The organism is Antarctobacter sp., from assembly GCF_965277915.1.
GTDB lineage: Bacteria > Pseudomonadota > Alphaproteobacteria > Rhodobacterales > Rhodobacteraceae > Antarctobacter.
Window position 1 is genome coordinate 2,040,243 of the sequence record NZ_OZ255849.1, and the last position, 20,028, is coordinate 2,060,270.

Here is a 20,028-nt window from a genome sequence, read left to right on the forward strand (position 1 = left end):
CTTGGATGGCGCCGAGCGCGTTCAGACGAAGGGTTCGCCCGGTTTCAGCAGGTTGCGCTGATAGGTCAGCAGGTCGGATTCAAGGCAGAATCCGGAACTGCGCGCAGCGGGCAGGACGTCCTTCATCCGGCTTCCGAGGTATTCGTAGACCAGGCGCTCAACCCGCCGCCCGGCAACGTTTTCCCGGACCGTTCGGGTGACGTAGCCGGCCCAGAAGTTGTTCTCAAACGAAGGAATGCGCGCCAGATAGTTGAAGGACGAGGTGATCGAGCCGTGACGGCTGACCAGGGCAGCAATGCCGTCCTCCTGTGGAATTACCGCACCACGGAACTCTCGCGTGGCGGGATCTGTATTCAGGCCCTGCTGGCGCATGGCATCCTTTGCTTCGAACCCCTTGAGGAAGGTGCCCTGGCGGTTGCGAAAGACATAGATCAGACCGCGCACAAACATGTTCTCGTCCAGAAAACTGCGCCGTGCAAAGCGATAAAACCCGCTGGGGAAGTCCTCTTCGGCGACGGGCCGGGTTGCCCCGCCAAGGAAATCCGAGATCGCGGGATTGTTGAAGATGCTGCTATTGCCGCTGGAGATGTCGCCGACCGGTTCCAGCAAGATGCGCGCATCCACGTTGAAATAGGTACAGATCCGATGCAGCACGTCCGGCCGCGGGAAACTCTCACCGGCCAGGTAGCGGTTGTACTGCGTGCGATTGATCCCCAATTCACGGCACAGGGCCGAGATCGAGGGTGCGCGTTGTGACAGCTGTCTCAGGTTGGCGCCAAGCATGCTGCGGAGTTCGGACGGAGTCGGGCCTTGTTTGGTCGCATTTGTGGCACGTTTCTCCGCCATGATGTTCCGATCCTGTCTCATAGTGCCTTTGAAGTGCAGCATTTTTGTCTTTTGACCTCAACCAGCGATGGTATTTGATGCTAAGTGGCGTCACCGCTGATGCGCATTGGCGCCAAAAGTGCCGCCTTGCGCCACAAAAATCAAGGAGGCGACACGGAAAATAATCTGTCGGCTCGGCAAGGATTCATTCACCCTGATCATGCGACCATCAGTGGGTGTACTTATGCAAGATCAGATGTTTGGCGTTGTATTGTGGGCGGATGCCAGTGACAGCAAAGCTGTGATCTGGTGCGAAGACCATGGAAATCTCGCCTATTACACGGCAGCGGAGCAAAACCTGCACGACGGTCTGGACCTCGACGCAGGAGACCTGATCCAGTTCGACCTGCGTGAAGAGCGGGACGTTCGCAGGGCGCGTAACCTGCGCCGGGTGGACGCGGGGTTCGCACCGGCGATCGTTCACGAATTGAAAACCCGCGGACCGGGCAAAACCTCGACCGCGGGCAATGTGGTCCGCTTTCCGGAAGCGCGTCGCGCCAGCTGAAACGGCTGGTCGGGACCCTGCGGATCCTGACCACGCCTTCAATACCTGTCAGACCCCGCGGGCCAGGGCGGCGACACCTGTCCGAGCAACCTCGATCAGGCCGAGAGGACGCATGAGATCGGCAAAAGCGTCGATCTTGTCCGGTGTGCCGGTCAACTGAAAGACAAAGCTTTCCAGGGTCGAGTCGACGACATTGGCGCGGAAGATATCCGCCAGCCGCAGTGCCTCGACCCGCTTGTCCCCAGATCCGGCGACCTTCAGCAGTGCCAGTTCGCGTTCGACGGACTTGCCTTCGACCGTCAGGTCGTGCACGTCGCGCACCGACACGATCCGACCCAGCTGTGCCTTGATCTGTTCGATGACCTGCGGCGTGCCGCTGGTGACGATCGTGATCCGGCTCAGGTGGCCTTCATGGTCGACCTCGGCCACGGTCAGGCTGTCGATGTTGTAGCCACGTCCCGAGAACAGCCCGATCACACGCGCCAGCACGCCCGGCTCGTTCTCTACAAGCACGGCGACGGTATGGGTCTCCTGCACGTCCGAGAAGTTCGGGCGGAGGTTGTAGGCGGAGTGCTTGCTCGAGCCTTTCTTGATCTTGAGTGCTGACATCTCTGGGCCTTTCTGAGGAGTGCCGGCCCGCCGGGCGACGGGCCGCGGAAGGTTTAGCCAAGATCGGCAGCTTTGACCAGAAGCGAGCGGTGCAAAACGCCGCCCTCACGGCATTTAATGGCCCGGCAATCGGTTTGCGCTATGCCTGTTCCGCAGTGCTGGCCTGGCCCGGACGTCACTGCTCGAGGACCTTCGGCACCTGTTGCTGCGGCTGACCGGGCAGAAGGGGCGGGCTCCAACGCGCGATCATTGCGCTGACGGGCAATGCCTTCGAAAAGGACGGTGAATAGACCCGGGTGGTCGACATGGACGAGTTGCTGAGCAAGCCCGTACGCAGTTCCACCCGGACGCGGGCCATCGCCAGGCAGCTAGCGGTGGGCCACGGGACTCGGTTTGCGCCGCTCAGAACCCCAGGAGCTTTGGGGAAGCAACGCGGCGCGCCGCATAGTACAGTACGACAGGGCCAATCAGACCGGCCACGGTGCCCAGCACGAGATGGACCATCACATCGGTCGTGAGCTTGAACAGGACGATCCGAGTGGCAGCCGTGAACAGCGTGTGCGCCAGGTAGATCGGCATCGAGAGCTGTCCCAACCGCTCCAGCATGCGGCCCAGGCGCCCGCCATCTCCCTGCGGGGCGTTCATCATCACGATGAAACAGAGCGAGAGCAGCGCCGCGACCACCTGAAAGCCCAACACGGTTTGAGGCAGGGCAAAGCTGACCAGTTGCACGACGCCGAAGACGGTCAACGCCCTCAGCGCCATCGGTACGCCCGAGGGCAGTGGTGGTTGTCGCGCCAGCCAGATGCCCAGGAGGAAGATCCCCAGGTGCAGCGCGGCATTCACCGTCAGGGGGCCCAGCGGCAGGCCGGGCACAGAGACCAGCCCGCCGGCAGCAAGCGCAAGGACAAGCCACAGCCAGGCGGGACGCGGCCTTTCCCCGGGCACCGCCACGAGTAGCCCCAGCAACTGGATCAGGAAAAGCGCCCAGAGGAACCACAGGTGATCGCGCGGCGGAAGGGGCCAGCCGATGAGATCCGACAGGCCCCCGGGAGTGTTCGCCGCGCCTCCGGCCAGAAAACGGAAACCGGCAAAGACATAGGTCCACAGCAGCAGCGGCCAAAGCAGGCGGATCGCCTTGTCCTTCATGCCGCGAACCAGCGGGCGTCGACGGGCCGAAGCCTCGAAGGTGACGCCGGACAGCAAGAAGAACAATGGCATGTGAAAGTTGTAGATCAGCGCCTCGACGGTGCGAAACAGCGGGCCAGGGGCCATCAGACCTGCCGCTTGCGCGCTGATCCAGGCATGGCCGAAGACTACGAGGATGATGCCCGCGCCCTTGGCTCGGTCCAGCCAACGCAGTCGCGCCGCCGCGCCCTTCATCGTGCCGCCCATACGCATGTCTTCGGTCCCGCCCGTCGAACGCGGCGGCTTCGGCTGGCAATTCCTGCGGGCCACAGCGCGCAGTATGATGACAGGGACGGGGCCATGGGGGTTCGGCTATTCCGGAACTTGGGCGAAATTGCGCCGCGTCACCTGCGGTGCGGTCAGGGGGCAAAGAAAAACGCGTCGACCACCGGGGCCGACGCGTACCTGTTGGTTCAGAGCTTGCCGGATCAGACCAGCACCGCGCCCTTGCCGGCGATGGCATTGGTCGCCTTGGCGTCGCCCAGCAGCATCTTGTTGTGCGGCTCGCCCGAGGGGATCATCGGGAAGCAGTTCTCGTGCTTCTCGACAAGGCAATCCATGATCACCGGCCCGTCGTGCTCGATCATCTCCATGATCGCGTCGTCCAAGTCCGCCGGGTCCTTGCAGATGATGCCCTTGGCGCCAAAGGCCTCGGCCAGTTTGACGAAATCGGGCAGCGCCTCGCTCCAGGAATGCGAATACCGCTCGCCGTGCAGCAACTGTTGCCACTGGCGCACCATGCCCAGGCGTTCGTTGTTCAGGATGAACTGCTTGACCGGCAGGCGGTATTGAACCGCGGTTCCCATCTCCTGCATGTTCATCAGCCAGGACGCCTCGCCCGCGACGTTGATGACCAGTGCATCGGGATGCGCCACCTGCACACCGACAGAGGCCGGGAAGCCATAGCCCATCGTGCCCAGGCCACCGGAGGTCATCCAGCGGTTGGGATCCTCGAATCCAAGATACTGCGCTGCCCACATCTGGTGCTGACCGACCTCGGTGCAGATGTAGCGGTCATGGCCCTTGGTCAGCGCCTCAAGCCGGGCAAGCGCGTGCTGCGGCTTGATGGTGTTTTCCGCAGGCTTGAACTTGAGGCAGTCGACCTTGCGCCATTCCTCGATCTGCGACCACCATTTCGACAGCGCCTCGCGATTGACCTTGCGGCCGCGCGATTTCCAGACCTTCAGCACGTCTTCCAGGACATGGCCGACGTCACCGATGATCGGGATGTCCGTCTTGATCACCTTGTTGATCGACGACGGGTCGATGTCGATATGCGCCTTGTGCGAGTTCGGGCTGAAGGCGTCGATGCGGCCGGTGATCCGGTCATCGAAACGCGCGCCCACGTTGATCATCAGGTCGCAGCCGTGCATCGCAAGATTGGCCTCGTAGAGACCGTGCATTCCCAGCATTCCCAGCCAATGACGGCCCGAGGCCGGGTAGGCGCCCAATCCCATCAGGGTCGAGGTGATCGGAAAGCCCGTGGCATCCACCAGTTCCCGCAACAGTTGGCTGGCCGCGGGGCCCGAGTTGATGACGCCGCCGCCTGTGTAGAAGACCGGGCGCTCGGCCATCTCGATCGCTTCGACCAGCGCCTCGATCATCTCCATGTCGCCCTTGACCTGCGGCTGGTAGTGGCTGACCGAGGTTTTCGGGATCGGCTGGTACTCTGCGCTGGCGAACTGCACGTCCTTGGGAATGTCGATCAGAACCGGACCGGGACGGCCCGAGGTGGCGACGTGAAAGGCCTCGTGGATGGTCGACGACAGCCGCGCGGTGTCCTTCACCAGCCAGTTGTGCTTGGTGCAGGGGCGGGTGATGCCGACGGTATCGGCCTCCTGGAAGGCGTCCGAGCCGATCATGAAGGTCGGCACCTGACCGGTCAGGACGACGATCGGGATCGAGTCCATCAAGGCATCCGTCAGGCCGGTGACGGCATTGGTCGCCCCGGGGCCAGACGTCACGAGAACCACGCCCGGCTTGCCGGTCGCGCGGGCATAGCCCTCGGCGGCATGAACCGCGCCCTGTTCGTGACGGACCAGGATGTGGCGAATGTCGTTCTGCTGAAAGACCTCATCATAGATGGGTAGTACAGCGCCGCCGGGATAGCCGAATACCGTGTCCACGCCCTGGTCCTTGAGGGCCTGAACCACCATTTTCGCTCCGGTCATCTGACGTGTCATCGCATTGTTCTCCGTTCACGACACTGTACGTTTGCGCACAAAAAAGCCCCCGAGGGTCAGTTCGGGGGCGCATGGGGTCCTGGAAGGGTTCCGGATTACCGGCCCATGCGCCTTGTTCCTACGATTACCACTAGCGTGGACATGCCCGAGGCTCCTTTGTATCGCGCGGGGAGACTATGGCGCGCGGCACGAAGCGTCAACCGTTGAAGTGGAAGAAAGCAAATTTCATTCAGGACGGCGTGGCCTTTCCAAAAATTGCCCAAACCAGCCCCGCGCACACAAGTCAACCCATGCAGAAACGCTGTGCGGATATGCGCAAATCAGGAATTGCCGTCAGGGCAGGGTATCTGGCAAACCGAACCCGACAGTTCACTTCGGACGGGAAAAGCCATGATGCGCTCTCGGAAAGTCAGGAATTTCACCGCGTTCAAGGCGCTGTGTCTTGCGCTATGCATTGCCCTGGGGCTTGGCCTGCAGGCGGGGCACCACGACAGCGGCACCAGCCTGACAAAGGCGCGCATGATCTCGTACGGGACCGGTTGATTGAATTGCAACAATCGCGCGCGGCAACGTGAGTTGTGCGAAGCAAGGGCATCGGCGATGCTGAGGATGCATCTAGAGGAGACGAGGGTCTCGACATGAAAAAGAACATTTTCTACCGCGATTTCACGATCTGCAAAGCCGTGGCCCTTGTGGTCCTCATGGGGCTGGCGGCGGCTCTTGGCGGCGTGCCCTCCAAACGCGTTGCGGAAACCCAACCCGAGTTGTCGGAGGCGAGGATCGTCCCGGCGATGGTCTACAAGTTCTGGGACGAATGCGATCGCGAACAGGTCGGCGTCGATCTCTGACCTGACGGACCGAGGCGACTTGCGGAAATGACGGGCGCGGTCAGAGGTTCGCGCCGGTCCCCTGCAATACCCCGTGTTCCAGCGCATAACGCATCAGCGCGGCGGTGCTGCTGACTCCCAGCTTGCGGCGGATGTTCTTGCGGTGCGTTTCCACGGTGCGCACGGAAATATCCAGCGCGCCAGCCACTTCCTTGTTCGACTTTCCTTGCGCCAGTTGCAGCAGAACCATCTGTTCGCGATTGGTCAGCTGTTCACGTTCCTGCCCGTGCGGCGCGAGTGCGCCCTCTGCCCCGGGGCAGAGATATTTCTCTCCCACCATCACGACGTCTATGGCGCGCTTGATCTCATCGGTCGGCACGTCCTTGAGTACATAGCCGCGAGCGCCATGGCTGAGCGCGGTCGAGATGTACTCGGGCGAGTCGTGCATGGAGAGGATCAGGATGCGCGTCGCCGGTCGGCGTTCCAGGATCATCTCGGTCGCCGACAACCCGCCAAGGCCCGGCATGTTGAGATCCATAAGGATGACATCCGGAGACAGGCTGTCGAGCCGGTCGATCATGGTCTGACCGTCCGAGAGCGTGGCGATCACGTCGATATCGTCGTAGCTTTCCAGGATCGCCTCGATGCCTTCGGCTACCATCGGATGATCATCGACAACAACGACTCGGGTGGGGGCAGGGGTCATGCGCGGGCTTTCGGTTGCGGGTCGGCGCTTTCTTCGGGCGGAAGCAGGTGGGTCAAGGGCACTTGTGCCTCGATAACTGTGCCATCGCGGGACGACAAGACGCGCAGGGTTCCGTTCAGCTGGTCCATGCGTTCCTGCATGTTGCGCAACCCAATCCCGCGGGCGGCGCCCGGTGTGTCACGCATCCCCGTTCCGTTGTCGGCGACACGCAGGGTCGCCCCGGCGCGGTGGCCGCGAATGTCGATGCTGACCTGGCTGGCGCCGGAATGGCGCTCGATGTTCGTCAGGGCCTCCTGCGCGATGCGGAACAGGGCGATCTTGGCCTCCTGATCCAGCCGGTTGCGGAAGACAACCGTTGTGAATTCGGTCTCGATGCCGGTGCGCTGCCGGAACTCCTCGGCCAGCGCCTTGATGGCGGGGCCAAGGCCCAGGTCATCCAGCACGCCCGGTCGCAGGTCGCGGCTGATACGGCGCACCTCGTTGATGGCCTGACCGAGGTGGTCGGCGCCCTTGGCGAGGGTCTCTTCGGCGCGGGGATCGCCCGACATCACGCGGCGCCGAGCGATGTCGAGCGCATATTTCACCCCGACGAGGATCTGGCTGATGCCGTCGTGCAGCTCGCGCGCCACGCGACCGCGTTCCTCTTCCTGGGCGTCCAGCACCCTTTGCGTCAGCTGTTTAAGCTTGGCATCCGCCAGCCGCCTTTCACGCAGGTTCAGGATCAGACCGGACAAAAAGACCAGCAGCAGCGCACCCAGGGTAATGGCCCCGATATAGATGAAATTGCGCTGAACGCGCGCCTCGACCTCGGCCCGCGAGGCGGCGACGCTGCCCAGAACGTCGTCGATGAAGACCCCCGTGCCCACGGCCCAACGCCAGTCCTGCAGGCCCAGCACATAGGTCACCATGCGCCCCTCTTCGCCGGTCGAGGGTTTGGGCCAGAGGTGATCGACATAGCCTGCCCCCTGGCGCGCCGTCTCGATGAATTCCTGCACCACAAAGGTGCCCTCGCTGTCGGTCAGGTTCCACTGATTGGTGTTGATCAGATCGGTCTGGCGGGGTGAGACGAGGTTCTGGCCGTCGTAGTCGTAGACGAAGAAAAAGCCCTCTTCGCCGTAGATCATGGCGGCCAGGATCTGCAGGACCTGCGTCTTGGCGACCGCGTCGTCCGGTGCGGCAGAACCATAGACAAAGTAGAACCCGTTGCGGGCCTGCGTGACGTAATTGCGCAATTCGCGTTTCTTGGCCGCCAGCAGCTGCGTTTCCAGCCCCTGGATCTCGCGTTCGGCCAGGCTGCGGGCCTGCTGGGCAACCAGCAGCGCAATGGCCGAGACCGCCAGGACCAGCGGCACACTGGCCAGCAGAAAGAGCTTTTGCCCGTAGCTAAGGCGGAACCGCGCGAACATGCCCTTAGAAAACCACAAGCCCGCGGCGATGGGAACGCCCCGGAGGCGCCTCCGGGGCAAAACCCGGGGCAGGGCGCGTTTGGATCCCGCCCGCATTCCGCAAGGGCAAGCCGTTTTTCCGGCTTTTCTCCGTAGCACTGGGTATTCCCAACGTCGGAATCAATCCCTAGGGTGCCCGCACTCAAACCGATCCGCGCGAGGTGGGGAGCCCCGTGCAGAAACAGAATCTGGGAGGATTTCAATGGATCGTCGTTCTTTCCTTCGCAACTCGACCGTGGGTGCCGGTGCTGCGGCCGCCTCGACGCTGGCCGCTCCGGCCTACGCTCAGGGCAAGCGCACGCTGACAATGGTCACCACCTGGAGCCGTGGTCTGGCCGGTGTGCATGACGCCGCCGAGCGTGTTGCGACCATCATCACCGAGATGACCGACGGCCAGCTGACCGTCGATCTCAAGGCCGCGGGCGAACTCGTGGGCGCATTCGAGGTCTTCGACGCCGTGACCGCCGGTCAGGCCGACATGTACCACGGTGCGGACTACTACTTTGTCGGTCAGCACCCGGGCTATGCCTTCTTCACCGCCGTTCCCTTTGGCCTGACCGCTCAGGAACAGGTGAACTGGTACTACTTCGACGGCGGCATGGAGCTGCACGACGAACTGGGCCAGATCTTCGGTCTCAAATCCTTCCTCGGCGGCAACACCGGCGCGCAGGCGGGCGGCTGGTACCGCAACGAGATCACCGGCCCCGAGGACTTCAACGGCCTCAAGTTCCGTATGCCGGGCCTTGGCGGCCAGGCCCTGGGCAAGCTGGGTGCATCGGTCCAGAACATCCCCGGCGGCGAGGTCTACCAGGCACTGTCCTCAGGCGCGATCGACGGCACCGAATGGATCGGCCCCTGGGCCGACGAAAAGGCCGGTTTCCAGGAGATCACCAAGATCTACTACACCGCCGGTTTCCACGAGCCGGGCGCAAGCCTCTCTGTCGCAACCAACCGCGACGTCTTTGAAAGCCTGTCGCCGGCGCACCAGAAGATCATCGAGATCGCCTCTGCCGAAGCGCACCAGTGGAACCTGGGCCAGTTCCTGTCCGCCAACGGTGCCGCCCTGCAGCGTCTGCAGTCCGCCGGCGTGACCATCCGCGAATTCCCCGACAGCGTCTGGGAAGCTTTCGGAAAGGCATCCGCAGAGGTCCATGCCGAGAACATGGGCGACGACCTGTACAAGCGCATCCACGACAGCGCGATGGCCTCGATGAAGTCGTCCTCGGCCTGGATCCAGACATCCTCGGGCACCTACGTCGCACAGCGCGACCGCGTGCTGGGCTGATCCCGCTCCGATCACTGGAAAGGCCCTTGCAGCGCGGGGGCCTTTTCGGCATTGGCGGGCGGCGTTTTTGCCAGCCCGCCGTTGCGCCACGCGGGACTGGCGTGGCGACTCGTGATGCCGGCCAGGGTGCCGGACCGATATTTTGGGGGACATGATGGAAGCAGAGGCCGCGACGGGCTCGTTCTTCGGCGCCATCGGCGGGTTCCTGGTCTGGGTGGTGCAAAACATCGCCCTTGCCTTCTGGAACCTTGGCTATGCGATTTCGCATCCGATGGCCTGGCTGGACTGGCTGAGCTGGGAGAACACGACGGAAGACAAGGAAGCGGTCATGCGCTTCGTCTACTACGGAGCCTCGGTCGAGTTCTTCTTTGTGGTATTCACCTTCTTCCTGGTGATCTTTCTGGCCGGGCTCTACAGCAACCGGTTCCTCTGGGGGACCGTGCGCGTGCTGGAGGGCATGGCCAATACCGTCGGGCGCTTCTTCGCCTGGGCGGGTCTGATCATGGTGTTGCAGCAGGTGATGATCGTCTTCATGCAACGGATCTTTGCCCGGCCCGACATCTCGATCGGCTTCGGTATCCCGGTGCAGTTCGATATTTCCTGGTTCGCCGAGGAACTGAAGCTTTACAACGCGATGGTTGTCGCTCTTTGCCTGACCTACACCTTCGTGCAGGGCGGGCACGTCCGCGTCGATCTGGTCTATTCGGCGGTCAGCCACCGGGTAAAGCGCATGATCGACATGTTCGGCGCGCTGTTCTTCATGATCCCGGTTGCGACGCTGATCTGGTTGTATGCCTGGTTCTTCATGTGGCGTCACCTGATCGTGCCGAAACCCTCGGCCTCGGACGGGTTGGACCGGCTGCTGCTCAAGGCGCGCGCGGTGCGATGGAACGTCGAGACGATCGGGTTCAGCCCCAACGGGTTCAACGCCTACTTCCTGTTCAAGATCCTGGTCGCGATCATGCTGGCGCTGATCTTCATCCAGGCCTGGGCCTTCTTCTACCGCTCGTTCCTCGAGTGGAAGGAAGGCGAGGAGTCGGCGGGCAAATACCTCGACCGAGACCAGCTTGAAGCGGGCGAAGAGCCCTACGACCACGCGGAATTCTGAGAGGCAGGCGCATGTTGTTTGGATTGGATGGCGTCGAGATCGGCCTGATCATCGTCTTTCTGACGCTCTTTTCGGCGATCCTGTCGGGGTTTCCGGTGGCCTTTGCCATCGGCGGCGCGGGGATCATTTCCTTCGGGATCATCGCGGCCCTCGATAGCGCGGGCCTGCTGATACACCAGGCCATCGACACCGGGTCGGAGGCCTACAATGCCCTGCTGGCAAGCGGGGCCAACGAGAAGGCGATTTCGATCTTCCGATACCCGGAATTGCCAAGGGTCGAGGTTCCGGTCTTCCCGCAAGGCTGGGAAACCGCGATGGACCGCAACATCTCGTTCATCGTCAACCGGATCAACGAACGGGTGATCGCGGGGCAGTCGATCGAGACGCTGCTGGCGGTTCTGATGTTCGTCCTGATGGGCATCGTTCTGGAACGCTCGAAGATCGCCAACGACCTGTTGACCACCATGGCGCGCGTCTTTGGCCCGCTGCCGGGCGGTCTGGCTGTGAGCATCGTCGTCGTCGGCGCCTTTCTGGCCGCTTCGACGGGGATCGTCGGCGCGACCGTGGTGACGATGGGCCTGCTGGCTTTGCCCACCATGTTGCGCAACAACTATGCGCCGGAACTGGCCACCGGGGTCATCGCGGCCTCCGGCACGCTGGGGCAGATCATCCCGCCCTCGATCGTGATCGTTCTGCTGGGTACTCTGGCCGGGGATCTCTATTCCGCGGCACAAGAAGACCGGGCCCAATTGGCGGGCTGTTCGGATGCGCTGACCTTCCTTGGTGAACCTGCTGTGGTTTCGGTCGGCACGCTGTTCCAGGCGGCGCTGCTGCCGGGCATCCTGCTGGCGCTGCTCTATGCGCTCTATGCCTTCGGCTACGCGATGCTGAACCCCTCCAAGGCGCCGGCGGTCACGCTGGACGGCGGCGAGGGAGAGCCCGTCACCCGCGGTGAAGCCTTCACCTGGTTCCTCGGCGTGCCGATCGCGTTGATCGCGGGCACGATCCTGTTGGCAGAGGTCGGCATGGTCGGCAGTCAGTCGGTCCAGGTCGACAGCTTTTCGGAATCCGGCGATGCCGCGTCTCTGCGGACCAATGTGTCCGACCAGTGCAAGGCCTCGATGATCGACCTGCACGGGCAGGCGGCCTGGGACAGGGCGGTGGCCGAACAGGCCGAGATCGACGCCCAGGGCGGTGCCCAGCAGAGCACCCGCCTGAGCGACGAACGCATCGCCGAACTGCAGGCTGAAAAGATCGCCAACGCGGCGCCCATCGGCACGGGCATCGCGACCCTGGCGGTGATCTTCGGCCTGATCCTGGCCGTGGCGCGGGGCGTTTCACCCTCGTCGAACCCGCTGCCTCTGCAGATCGGCGCGGTGGGGATCATCCTGGGCCTCGTGGTGGACATCCTGCTGATCGGACCGACGAGTTCGGCCATGCTTACCGTCGTGCTGATGATCCTGCCCTGGGCCATCACGATCTACGGCTGCGTCTACGCGATGAAGCTCTTGTCCAAGAACGAGTTGCTGCGCGTGGTCTTTCCGCCGCTGGTCCTGATCGTTGCGGTGCTGGGCTCGATCCTGGGCGGCATCACCAATCCGACGCCCGCCGCGGCGCTTGGGGCGGCCGGGGCCATCATGCTGGCCGCCTACCGCAAGCTGTCCGAAGAAGAACGCAGCCCGCGCATCATCATCTGGTCGACCCTCGCGGTCATCCTGATGATCCTGACCGGCATCAACTTTGACCTCCGGGTCAATGTCGAAGAGGTCAGCGGCGCAACTTGGCTTGCCTTCCTTTTTGCCTATGCCTGCTGGCTCTATGCCTTCTTCGGGCTGCTGTTCAGCTGCTGGGTCCTGTTCCGGTCCGGGGTTCTGACCCCGGCGGTGCGGGAAACGGCCAAGGTGACGTCGATGGTCTTTACCATTCTCGTGGCTTCGCAGCTTCTGAACCTGGTGGTCATCTCCTTCGGGGGCGAGGAATACATCCAGGACTTCCTGCGCAGCTACGACGATCCGCGCACGGCCTTCATCATCGTGATGATCATCCTGTTCATCCTGGGCTTCGTGCTCGACTTTCTCGAGATCATCTACATCGTGATCCCGATTGTCGGGCCGGTGATCTACGGCGCGCATTTCGATCCGAAATGGGTGACGATCATGATCGCGGTCAACCTGCAGACCTCTTTCCTGACACCGCCGTTCGGCTTTGCGTTGTTCTATCTGCGCGGGGTTGCCCCCAAGGAAGTCACGACCGGCCACATCTATCGCGGGGTGATGCCCTTCGTGCTGATCCAGGTGGTCGGGCTGGCGATCCTGGCGCTGTTCCCAGGGATCGTGACCATCGTTCCGTCGATCCTGGGACACTGACCCGGCGGCGACACCGGAAAGACAAAGGGCGGGCCAACAGGCCCGCCCTTTTGCTGTCGGGAAAAAACGCGGGCGCTAGTGACCGTTGTCCGACACCATGAACCCGATCTTGGCCAGTCGTTTCTCAAGGTCCGCCGCCATGATGAAAGCGGAGGAGGCCGCCGTCGCCGCAGCATCGCGTGCCAGAGAATAGCCCAGGTGTTCCAGCAGGGGCACGGTCACCTCTCGCACGACTTCGATCCTGGTTTCCAGGTCGCAGGAATCCAGCCCGTTCAGGATAGAGCGCAACTGATCTTCGTGAGAGGGCATCCGATCGGTCCTTCGGTGGCTGGTTCCGGATAAATTTTTACCAACTGATCAAAATTCAGGGATGCACGCAACATGCCCTCTATGCAACCGGGAATTGCGTGGGGCTACGAGATTTTCGGTCCAGCAACGAAACGGACCGGTCAGTTCTCAAAAAACTGCCCGTTCTTTAACCACGCGTGTCTGGGAAAGAGATGTTCGCGACCTGCTCGGCGATGGGGTCGGTCGACAGCGGATGCGTGTCCGACGAAAAGTCGCTGGCGTTCTCCAGTCGCTCCCAGACCCCGCGGCGGTAGATCTCGAGCGCGTCGAACTGGGCCTTGTATCCCATCTTGTCGCTGCCCGGCACCCAATAGCCGAGGTAGACGTAGGGCAGGCCCGCCTCGCGTGCGATCTCGATATGATCGAGGATCATCCACTTTCCCAGCGAGCGGCGCGCCATGTCCGGCTCGTAGAAGGAATAGACCATCGATAGCCCGTCATCGAGCATGTCGGTCAGGCAGGTTGCAACCAGCTTGTCGCTCTCGGGGTCGAGATACTCGATCACGCGGCTGCGGATCGGTGTTTCCTCGATCATCGCGGCAAATTCGAACACGTCCATGTCGGCCATGCCGCCATCGGCGTGACGGGCATCCAGATAGCGACGGAACAGGTCGTACTGCTCCTCTGTTGCCCAGGGGCTGGTCGCCCGGCGTTCCAGGCCCGCGTTGCGCTTGATGACCTTGCGCTGGTTGCGCGTGGGCTGAAAGCGCCTGACGTCGATCCGGGCAGACAGGCAGGCCGCGCAATCGGCACAGGACGGCCGGTACAGCACATTCTGCGACCTGCGGAATCCCTGCTTGGACAGGGAATCGTTCAGCTTTTGCGCAGAATCGCCTTGCAGGGCGGTAAACAGCTTCCGTTCCATCCTGTCCGCAAGGTACGGGCAAGGCTGGGGAGCAGTGACGTAGAACTGCGGTGCAAGCGGAAGCGAATGACGCATCGAGCAGAAACCTTCGGCAAATTTAACGAAACGGTAACAACGATCCCGCCGCGCGCCAAGCCTTTCGACTCGTCAAGGCCCCGCGACGGCGGGGCCTTTCTGATTTCTTGGTAAACCGCCCACATACAGGGATAAATCCCAAGAATTGAGCGTCTCTGTTGCCTCAGGCGCGACGGTTCAGGGCGACGGTGCCCAGCACCATGTCGTGCAGGCCCTGGCCGCGTTCGCTGACAAACATCAGCACGATCGAGGCAATCTGCAGAATCACCGTGGTGGCGATCAGCGTATAGCCCAGCGTGTGCAAAAAGGCCTCTCCACCGTCAAAGCGTTCCCCCCAGGCATTGCGGAACTCGATGTTCATAAGGCGCATCCCCGGGGTCGAGGATTTTCCGGCAATGGTCATCCACCGGTAGATGAACCCGATCACCAGGAACATCAGCGGCAACATGAAAAGCCCGACGATGGAAAACACGGCAATGGGCAGGGTAATCAGGGAAATCAGCACGGTGTCCATCACCCAGGCCATGCCGCGCTTGACGGTCACGCCATCGTAGAAAGCCGCCTGGCGGTCAGGATCGGGCAGGTGAGACATGGTGTCGGAATACATCGTCAACTCCAGCGAGGTAAAGTGCAGGGCGCCCCCGAATTGGGGGCGCCCGGTCGTTCAGGCGTTTTCGGCTTCGTCGGTTTCGGCCTTGGCCCGGCGCTCGCGATCTTCCATGAACTGGTCGAACTCGGACTTGTCCTTGGCTTCGCGCAGGCGTTCCAGGAACTGCTCAAAGGCCTCTTGTTCCGCTTCGAGGCGGCGCAGCGTATCTGCCTTGTAGGCGTCGAAGGCGCTGTTGCCCGACGGTTTCATCGCGGCCCAGGCGGCCTTGCGGCCCTCATGATGACGCGAGGCGTAGCGGCAGGACTTACTGAACATTCGTTTGCTCCAGATCATGTAGGCGAGAAAGGCGAGGCCGACGGGCCAGAAGAAGATGAAGCCCAGGACCATTGCCGCGATCCATGCGCCTTTCCCCTTGTGATCCAGCCATGCCTCTGCCCGTGCGAACCAGCCGGCATTGGCGGGCAGGTGGCTCGTATAAGCGGCGGTGGTCATGTCTCTCTCCGTTTGTTCGCTATGTGAATGCTTTTCACATTACATCAGATCGGAATTTGGGGGTGACCTTTCAAGGGTCGATGTGAATGTTTTTTACATTATTGAAAATCGCATGATTTATCAGATGGTTGCTGCAAAAATATGAGGTCCTCCCTACGCCCGGCAGGCGCCTTTCCCGCGGGTTCTTTTGCTCAAAGAGAGGCCGGGGTCGTTTATCCGGGGGCTTTCAGAGGGTGAAATCGGCCTCGGTCGCCCCGGTCAGGCGCGGCAACTCTCGCGGGTCCATCGCCACGACATGCCGGGGTGTTCCGGCGGCAGCCCAGACGGAATTGAATTCCATAAGCCGCGGGTCGATCCAGGCCCGGATCGGGTTCAGGTGGCCGACAGGCGAGACCCCGCCTATGGCGAATCCGGTTTGTGCTCGGATCAGCGCAGCGTCCGCCTTGCCCAGGGGTTCGCCCGCAAGGACCGTGGCCTTTTCCGCGCAGACCCTGTTGCCACCGGCGGTCAGGAACAGCACCGCCTCGCCGCTGTCTTCTGCGCGAAAGATGATGGACTTGGCAATCTGGTCGAGTGCGCAGCCGACGCTGTCGGCGGCCTCCTGCGCGGTGCGGGCATGGCCGACCTCGCGGATGTCGTGCGGAAGTCCTGCGTCCTCAAGGGACTTTTGGACCCGTTTCAAACTCTTGCTCATCACTCTGGTCCATGTTGGTTCCGGGTGCAGATTGGGGCAGGGGCGGGACGGCTGCAAGGGAGTTGCGCTCGGTCGCGTTTGGTGGCCATCTGCCGCCATGATGCTGGAACGACGCATGACCCGCACGCCGCACGCCTTCGAACCCGACCGGGGCGCGGAGGCATTGGAAGACTGCCCCTGGGCCACAGGGGCTATGGCCGACCTGATCAAGGGAACGGGCGGGTCCAGCCCCTACCTGAGGGGCCTCATGGGCAAGGAGGGCGGCTGGCTGGAAGGCGCGGTCCAGGACCCGGAGAGCGCGGTCAGGGGGCTCTATGCCGATCTCGACGAGGTCGCGCCGACGCAGGTCGGGGCGGCCCTGCGGCAGGCCAAGCGTCGGATGGCGCTGTTGATCGCGCTGTGCGACCTGTCGGGCGCTTGGGATCTGGAACAGGTCACGGGAACGCTCACCGATTTCGCGGACCTGTCGGCCTCGCTGGCTCTTCGTGCGGCGATCACACCCGAGATCACCCGTGGCAAGCTGCCCGGCAAGACAGAGGAAGACATTGCCACGGCCGGCGGCATGGTGGCCCTGGCGATGGGCAAGATGGGGGCCGGAGAGCTGAACTACTCTTCGGACATCGATCTGATCTGTCTTTTCGATGAACAGCAGTACGATCCGGCTGACTATCATGAGGCGCGCGCCAGCCTGGTGCGCGCCACGCGCAAGATGGCCGCGACACTGAACGACCTGACCGGGGAGGGCTATGTCTTTCGCACCGATCTGCGCCTGCGTCCCGATCCGGCGGTGACGCCCGTCTGCATGGCGATGGAAGCGGCTGAGCGCTATTACGAAAGCGTCGGTCGCACTTGGGAACGCGCCGCCTACATCAAGGCGCGCCCATCGGCGGGTGACCTGGAGGCTGGAGCGCGGTTCCTGGAGGTGCTGACACCCTTCGTATGGCGCAAGCACCTGGATTTCGCGGCCATTCAGGACGCGCATGACATGCGTCTGCGCATCCGCGAGCACAAGGGCCTGGGCGGCGGGATCACCCTGCCGGGCCACAACATGAAGCTGGGTCGCGGCGGCATCCGAGAGATCGAGTTCTTTACCCAGACCCGGCAATTGATCGCCGGCGGGCGCGACCCGGAATTGCGCGTGCGCGGGACGGTCGAAGGTCTGGAACGGCTGGCGGACAAGGGCTGGATTCCCGGCGACGTGGCCAAGGTTCTGAGCGGTCACTACCGGGCCCACCGTGAAGTCGAACACCGCATCCAGATGATTGGCGACGCGCAGACACACGACTTGCCGAAATCTCCGGAGGGAATGGAGCGTCTGGCCTGCCTGATGGGCCGCGACCTGAAGGAGATCGAGCGCGAACTGACCGACCGCCTGACCGAGGTGCACGACCTGACGGAAGGTTTCTTCGCTCCCGGAACGGGCACGGACCAGGAGGTGCCCGAGGTCTTTGCCGACAGTCCGGTGCCGGGCCGCTGGCTCAGTTATCCCTGCCTGCGGTCACAGCGGGCGGTCACCATATTCGAACGACTGCGTCCAGAGATCCTGCGCCGGCTGGGCCAGACAGACCGCCCCGAAGAGGCGTTGAAGGCCTTTGACAATTTCCTTGCGGGTCTGCCTGCCGGAGTACAGCTTTTCTCGCTCTTCGAGGCAAACCACCAGCTGATCGACCTTCTAGTCGATATCGTCGGGACCTCGCCGGACCTGGCCCGTTACCTGTCTCGCAATGCCAGCGTCTTCGACGCGGTGATCGCGGGCGATTTCTTCAGCGACTGGCCGGGGGCGGACGCGTTGCGTGCGGCGCTGGTCAAGCAACTGCAAGACGCCGGGGATTACGAGCGCAAGCTGGACGCCGCCCGCCGTTGGGCCAAGGACTGGCATTTCCGCATCGGCGTGCATCTTCTGCGAGGTCTGATGGGACCCGAGGAAGCCGGCAAGGCCTATGCCGACCTCGCAGGCGCTTCGCTGGCCGCCGTCTGGCCCGAGGTTCAAAAGATGTTTGCCGAGAAGCACGGCCCCCCGCCAGGACGCGGGGCCGTCGTGCTGGGCATGGGATCGCTGGGTGCGCGGCGCCAGCATGCGCGGTCCGATCTCGACGTGATCGTGATCTACGATGCCCAGGGCGTCGACTCCTCGGACGGGCGCAAACCGCTGGCCAGCCGCACCTATTACGCGCGGCTGACGCAGGCGTTGATCACCGCCATGACCGCGCCGATGGCCGAGGGCAAGCTGTACGAGATCGACATGCGCCTGCGGCCCTCGGGCAACCAGGGACCGGTGGCGACGTCATGGGCCTCGTTCCAGAGCTACCAACGCGAAGAGGCCTGGGTCTGGGAGCATTTGGCGCTGACCCGGGCGCGCGTGGTCGCCGGGCCGACAGAACTGGCCGAGGACGTCGAGGCGCTGCGCAAGGAGGTCATCGGCAAGGCGCGCGACGTTAAGGAAATCCGGCGCGGCGTGGCCGAGATGCGCGCGCGGATCGCGGCGGCCAAGGGGCCGGGCGGGCCTTTGGACGCCAAGATCGGGCCGGGAAGGCTTCAGGACATCGAACTGTTCGCCCAGCTTTGCGCGCTGGAGGCCGGGCGCCCCGTTCGCGAGGCGCCGCGTGCGCTGCGATTGGCGAAGTGGCTGGATGAGGCCGACCGCACCGCGTTGATCGCCGCCTACGAACTGTTCTGGTCCTTGCAGATCGGCGCGCGGCTGGTCAGCGAAGACGCGATCGACCCGGAAAAGCTGGGCCAGGGCGGGTGCGCCTTCCTGTTGCGCCTCGCCGAGGCCCCCGACATGGAGGCCATGCGATCGGACCTTGAGACCCGGGCAGGCCGCGCCGCAGAGATTATCGGCAAAGTGCTGCCGGAACCGGAGAGCGAGACATGAGCAAGGGCGATTCAAGCGACCCCAAGGGCCTGATGGTGGATGCCTATGCGATGGAGGGGCTGAGCACCGAGGAATGCCGGTCGATCTTCCTCGACTGGGCGCTGTCGGCGCCGGATGGCGTCGACATGCAAACGCAGATCGCGGCCTTGCTGGCGCGCTACGCTGAAAACGCTGACCACCCGATGACGCAGGTGCTGCGCGAGGGGCTGGAACAGGCGCAAAAGCCGCGCCGCCGGGGCGGGTGGAAGTCAAGGCCGCGCTCGTAAGCGCGGCCCGCCAAAGGGTCAGCTTCGGGGCAGGGCGGCCGCTTCGCGGGCCAAGTCCTCGATCCGGGCCCAGTCACCCTTGGCCACGGCATCCTTGGGCGCGACCCAGCTGCCGCCAACGCAGAGCGTGTTGGACAGGGCCAGGTAATCGGGCGCATTGGACGGGCTGACACCGCCGGTGGGGCAGAACCGCACCTGCGGGATGGGCGCGCCGATGGACTTCAGCGCGGGGACGCCGCCGTTGGCCTCGGCCGGAAAGAACTTTTGCACCGAATAGCCGCGTTCCAGCAGGCGCATCGCCTCCGAAGACGTGGCGGCACCGGGAAGCAACGGCAGGTCGGCGTCCTCGCAGGCCTGCAGCAGGCGGTCGGTCGCGCCGGGCGAGACGCCGAATTTCGCGCCGGCCTCCTTGGCGGCTGCCACGTCCTGCGGTGTCAGCAAGGTGCCCGCGCCGACGATGCCGCCCTCGACCTTTGCCATCTCGCGGATCGCGTCCAGCGCAACCGGTGTGCGCAATGTCACCTCCAGCACCGGCAGGCCGCCGGCCACCAGCGCCTCGGCCAGCGGGCGGGCGGTTGCGACGTCATCGACCACCAGAACGGGGATCACGGGGGCAAGACGGCAGAGCGCTTCGTTGCTCTGGCTGGCGTCCTGGGGGGTCATGGGCAAAGCTCCCTTGGGTGTTTGGGCTTGAGT

20 protein-coding genes are annotated in these 20,028 nt (G+C 63.3%); 8 read left to right on the forward strand and 12 right to left on the reverse strand.

Annotation, left to right across the window (positions count from 1 at the left end):
* Positions 1-21 precede the first annotated feature (21 nt).
* A complete protein-coding gene (locus ACQY5B_RS10780; protein ID WP_420325271.1) occupies positions 22-783 on the reverse strand; it encodes a helix-turn-helix domain-containing protein in 762 nt (253 codons plus the stop codon).
* Between the two features lie 286 nt (positions 784-1,069).
* Between ACQY5B_RS10780 and ACQY5B_RS10785 the strand changes: the two genes are divergently transcribed.
* Positions 1,070-1,390, forward strand: coding sequence for a hypothetical protein (locus ACQY5B_RS10785; protein WP_305969818.1), 321 nt, complete (start codon positions 1,070-1,072; stop codon positions 1,388-1,390).
* Between the two features lie 48 nt (positions 1,391-1,438).
* Here ACQY5B_RS10785 and ilvN read toward each other — a convergent pair whose 3' ends face one another.
* The 3 genes from ilvN to ACQY5B_RS10800 all read right to left on the reverse strand — a co-directional run bounded on the left by ilvN (position 1,439) and on the right by ACQY5B_RS10800 (position 5,370).
* Positions 1,439-1,999, reverse strand: a complete 561-nt coding sequence (gene ilvN / locus ACQY5B_RS10790; RefSeq protein ID WP_305969819.1) for an acetolactate synthase small subunit — start codon at positions 1,997-1,999, stop codon at positions 1,439-1,441.
* 402 nt (positions 2,000-2,401) lie between these two features.
* Positions 2,402-3,400, reverse strand: coding sequence for an acyltransferase family protein (locus ACQY5B_RS10795; protein ID WP_420325270.1), 999 nt, complete (start codon positions 3,398-3,400; stop codon positions 2,402-2,404).
* 215 nt (positions 3,401-3,615) lie between these two features.
* Positions 3,616-5,370: an acetolactate synthase 3 large subunit gene (locus ACQY5B_RS10800; RefSeq protein ID WP_420325269.1), complete on the reverse strand. Its 1,755-nt coding sequence runs from the start codon at positions 5,368-5,370 to the stop codon at positions 3,616-3,618.
* 390 nt (positions 5,371-5,760) lie between these two features.
* Here ACQY5B_RS10800 and ACQY5B_RS10805 point away from each other — a divergent pair, with 390 nt between their 5' ends.
* Positions 5,761-5,913 carry a hypothetical protein gene (locus ACQY5B_RS10805; RefSeq protein ID WP_421917665.1) on the forward strand — a complete coding sequence of 51 codons (153 nt, stop codon included), beginning with the start codon at positions 5,761-5,763 and terminating at the stop codon, positions 5,911-5,913.
* 95 nt (positions 5,914-6,008) lie between these two features.
* The gene (locus tag ACQY5B_RS10810) at positions 6,009-6,218 is read left to right on the forward strand and encodes a hypothetical protein (protein WP_305969823.1); all 210 of its coding nucleotides are present in this window, start codon (positions 6,009-6,011) and stop codon (positions 6,216-6,218) included.
* Positions 6,219-6,258: 40 nt separating this feature from the next.
* Here ACQY5B_RS10810 and ACQY5B_RS10815 read toward each other — a convergent pair whose 3' ends face one another.
* Together ACQY5B_RS10815 and ACQY5B_RS10820 are read right to left on the reverse strand one after the other, a co-directional pair.
* Positions 6,259-6,903, reverse strand: coding sequence for a response regulator transcription factor (locus ACQY5B_RS10815; protein WP_305969824.1), 645 nt, complete (start codon positions 6,901-6,903; stop codon positions 6,259-6,261).
* Positions 6,900-8,309, reverse strand: a complete 1,410-nt coding sequence (locus ACQY5B_RS10820; protein WP_305969825.1) for a cache domain-containing protein — start codon at positions 8,307-8,309, stop codon at positions 6,900-6,902. The genes ACQY5B_RS10815 and ACQY5B_RS10820 overlap by 4 nt, the downstream gene beginning before the upstream one ends.
* A 241-nt stretch (positions 8,310-8,550) precedes the next feature.
* Here ACQY5B_RS10820 and ACQY5B_RS10825 point away from each other — a divergent pair, with 241 nt between their 5' ends.
* The 3 genes from ACQY5B_RS10825 to ACQY5B_RS10835 all read left to right on the forward strand — a co-directional run bounded on the left by ACQY5B_RS10825 (position 8,551) and on the right by ACQY5B_RS10835 (position 13,107).
* Positions 8,551-9,633, forward strand: coding sequence for a TRAP transporter substrate-binding protein (locus tag ACQY5B_RS10825; protein WP_305969826.1), 1,083 nt, complete (start codon positions 8,551-8,553; stop codon positions 9,631-9,633).
* A gap of 154 nt (positions 9,634-9,787) precedes the next feature.
* Positions 9,788-10,741: a TRAP transporter small permease subunit gene (locus tag ACQY5B_RS10830; RefSeq protein ID WP_420328663.1), complete on the forward strand. Its 954-nt coding sequence runs from the start codon at positions 9,788-9,790 to the stop codon at positions 10,739-10,741.
* A gap of 11 nt (positions 10,742-10,752) precedes the next feature.
* The gene (locus tag ACQY5B_RS10835; protein WP_305969827.1) at positions 10,753-13,107 is read left to right on the forward strand and encodes a TRAP transporter large permease subunit; all 2,355 of its coding nucleotides are present in this window, start codon (positions 10,753-10,755) and stop codon (positions 13,105-13,107) included.
* Between the two features lie 75 nt (positions 13,108-13,182).
* Here the strand turns inward: ACQY5B_RS10835 and ACQY5B_RS10840 are convergent, their stop codons facing one another.
* The 5 genes from ACQY5B_RS10840 to ACQY5B_RS10860 all read right to left on the reverse strand — a co-directional run bounded on the left by ACQY5B_RS10840 (position 13,183) and on the right by ACQY5B_RS10860 (position 16,191).
* Entirely contained in the window at positions 13,183-13,416 is a 234-nt protein-coding gene (locus ACQY5B_RS10840; protein WP_420325267.1) for a hypothetical protein, read from the reverse strand.
* Positions 13,417-13,582: 166 nt separating this feature from the next.
* A complete protein-coding gene (locus ACQY5B_RS10845) occupies positions 13,583-14,395 on the reverse strand; it encodes an arginyltransferase (RefSeq protein ID WP_305969829.1) in 813 nt (270 codons plus the stop codon).
* Between the two features lie 163 nt (positions 14,396-14,558).
* The gene (locus tag ACQY5B_RS10850) at positions 14,559-15,002 is read right to left on the reverse strand and encodes an RDD family protein (protein ID WP_420325266.1); all 444 of its coding nucleotides are present in this window, start codon (positions 15,000-15,002) and stop codon (positions 14,559-14,561) included.
* Positions 15,003-15,059: 57 nt separating this feature from the next.
* A complete protein-coding gene (locus ACQY5B_RS10855) occupies positions 15,060-15,497 on the reverse strand; it encodes a DUF2852 domain-containing protein (RefSeq protein ID WP_305969831.1) in 438 nt (145 codons plus the stop codon).
* Between the two features lie 226 nt (positions 15,498-15,723).
* A complete protein-coding gene (locus ACQY5B_RS10860) occupies positions 15,724-16,191 on the reverse strand; it encodes a YbaK/EbsC family protein (protein ID WP_420325265.1) in 468 nt (155 codons plus the stop codon).
* 97 nt (positions 16,192-16,288) lie between these two features.
* Between ACQY5B_RS10860 and ACQY5B_RS10865 the strand changes: the two genes are divergently transcribed.
* Together ACQY5B_RS10865 and ACQY5B_RS10870 are read left to right on the forward strand one after the other, a co-directional pair.
* A complete protein-coding gene (locus ACQY5B_RS10865; RefSeq protein WP_420325264.1) occupies positions 16,289-19,066 on the forward strand; it encodes a [protein-PII] uridylyltransferase family protein in 2,778 nt (925 codons plus the stop codon).
* The gene (locus tag ACQY5B_RS10870) at positions 19,063-19,332 is read left to right on the forward strand and encodes a hypothetical protein (RefSeq protein ID WP_420325263.1); all 270 of its coding nucleotides are present in this window, start codon (positions 19,063-19,065) and stop codon (positions 19,330-19,332) included. Before ACQY5B_RS10865 ends, ACQY5B_RS10870 begins: the two co-directional genes overlap by 4 nt.
* Positions 19,333-19,350: 18 nt before the next feature.
* On the opposite strand, the gene ACQY5B_RS10875 is transcribed toward ACQY5B_RS10870, so the two are convergent.
* Complete coding sequence (locus tag ACQY5B_RS10875) at positions 19,351-19,995, reverse strand: bifunctional 4-hydroxy-2-oxoglutarate aldolase/2-dehydro-3-deoxy-phosphogluconate aldolase (RefSeq protein WP_420325262.1); 645 nt, start codon at positions 19,993-19,995, stop codon at positions 19,351-19,353.
* Between the last annotated feature and the right edge of the window lie 33 nt (positions 19,996-20,028).

Bases quoted from the DNA above. Each gene is read 5' to 3' on its own strand.
- ACQY5B_RS10800 (WP_420325269.1), bottom strand. From the start codon at position 5,370: ATGACACGTCAGATGACCGGAGCGAAAATGGTGGTTCAGGCCCTCAAG.
- ACQY5B_RS10780 (WP_420325271.1), bottom strand. From the start codon at position 783: ATGCTTGGCGCCAACCTGAGACAGCTGTCACAACGCGCACCCTCGATC.
- ACQY5B_RS10795 (WP_420325270.1), bottom strand. From the start codon at position 3,400: ATGCGTATGGGCGGCACGATGAAGGGCGCGGCGGCGCGACTGCGTTGG.
- ACQY5B_RS10805 (WP_421917665.1), top strand. From the start codon at position 5,761: ATGATGCGCTCTCGGAAAGTCAGGAATTTCACCGCGTTCAAGGCGCTG.
- ACQY5B_RS10850 (WP_420325266.1), bottom strand. From the start codon at position 15,002: ATGTATTCCGACACCATGTCTCACCTGCCCGATCCTGACCGCCAGGCG.
- ACQY5B_RS10870 (WP_420325263.1), top strand. From the start codon at position 19,063: ATGAGCAAGGGCGATTCAAGCGACCCCAAGGGCCTGATGGTGGATGCC.
- ACQY5B_RS10820 (WP_305969825.1), bottom strand. From the start codon at position 8,309: ATGTTCGCGCGGTTCCGCCTTAGCTACGGGCAAAAGCTCTTTCTGCTG.
- ilvN (WP_305969819.1), bottom strand. From the start codon at position 1,999: ATGTCAGCACTCAAGATCAAGAAAGGCTCGAGCAAGCACTCCGCCTAC.
- ACQY5B_RS10840 (WP_420325267.1), bottom strand. From the start codon at position 13,416: ATGCCCTCTCACGAAGATCAGTTGCGCTCTATCCTGAACGGGCTGGAT.
- ACQY5B_RS10835 (WP_305969827.1), top strand. From the start codon at position 10,753: ATGTTGTTTGGATTGGATGGCGTCGAGATCGGCCTGATCATCGTCTTT.
- ACQY5B_RS10815 (WP_305969824.1), bottom strand. From the start codon at position 6,903: ATGACCCCTGCCCCCACCCGAGTCGTTGTTGTCGATGATCATCCGATG.
- ACQY5B_RS10810 (WP_305969823.1), top strand. From the start codon at position 6,009: ATGAAAAAGAACATTTTCTACCGCGATTTCACGATCTGCAAAGCCGTG.
- ACQY5B_RS10875 (WP_420325262.1), bottom strand. From the start codon at position 19,995: ATGACCCCCCAGGACGCCAGCCAGAGCAACGAAGCGCTCTGCCGTCTT.
- ACQY5B_RS10860 (WP_420325265.1), bottom strand. From the start codon at position 16,191: ATGAGCAAGAGTTTGAAACGGGTCCAAAAGTCCCTTGAGGACGCAGGA.
- ACQY5B_RS10785 (WP_305969818.1), top strand. From the start codon at position 1,070: ATGCAAGATCAGATGTTTGGCGTTGTATTGTGGGCGGATGCCAGTGAC.
- ACQY5B_RS10845 (WP_305969829.1), bottom strand. From the start codon at position 14,395: ATGCGTCATTCGCTTCCGCTTGCACCGCAGTTCTACGTCACTGCTCCC.
- ACQY5B_RS10855 (WP_305969831.1), bottom strand. From the start codon at position 15,497: ATGACCACCGCCGCTTATACGAGCCACCTGCCCGCCAATGCCGGCTGG.
- ACQY5B_RS10865 (WP_420325264.1), top strand. From the start codon at position 16,289: ATGATGCTGGAACGACGCATGACCCGCACGCCGCACGCCTTCGAACCC.
- ACQY5B_RS10825 (WP_305969826.1), top strand. From the start codon at position 8,551: ATGGATCGTCGTTCTTTCCTTCGCAACTCGACCGTGGGTGCCGGTGCT.
- ACQY5B_RS10830 (WP_420328663.1), top strand. From the start codon at position 9,788: ATGGAAGCAGAGGCCGCGACGGGCTCGTTCTTCGGCGCCATCGGCGGG.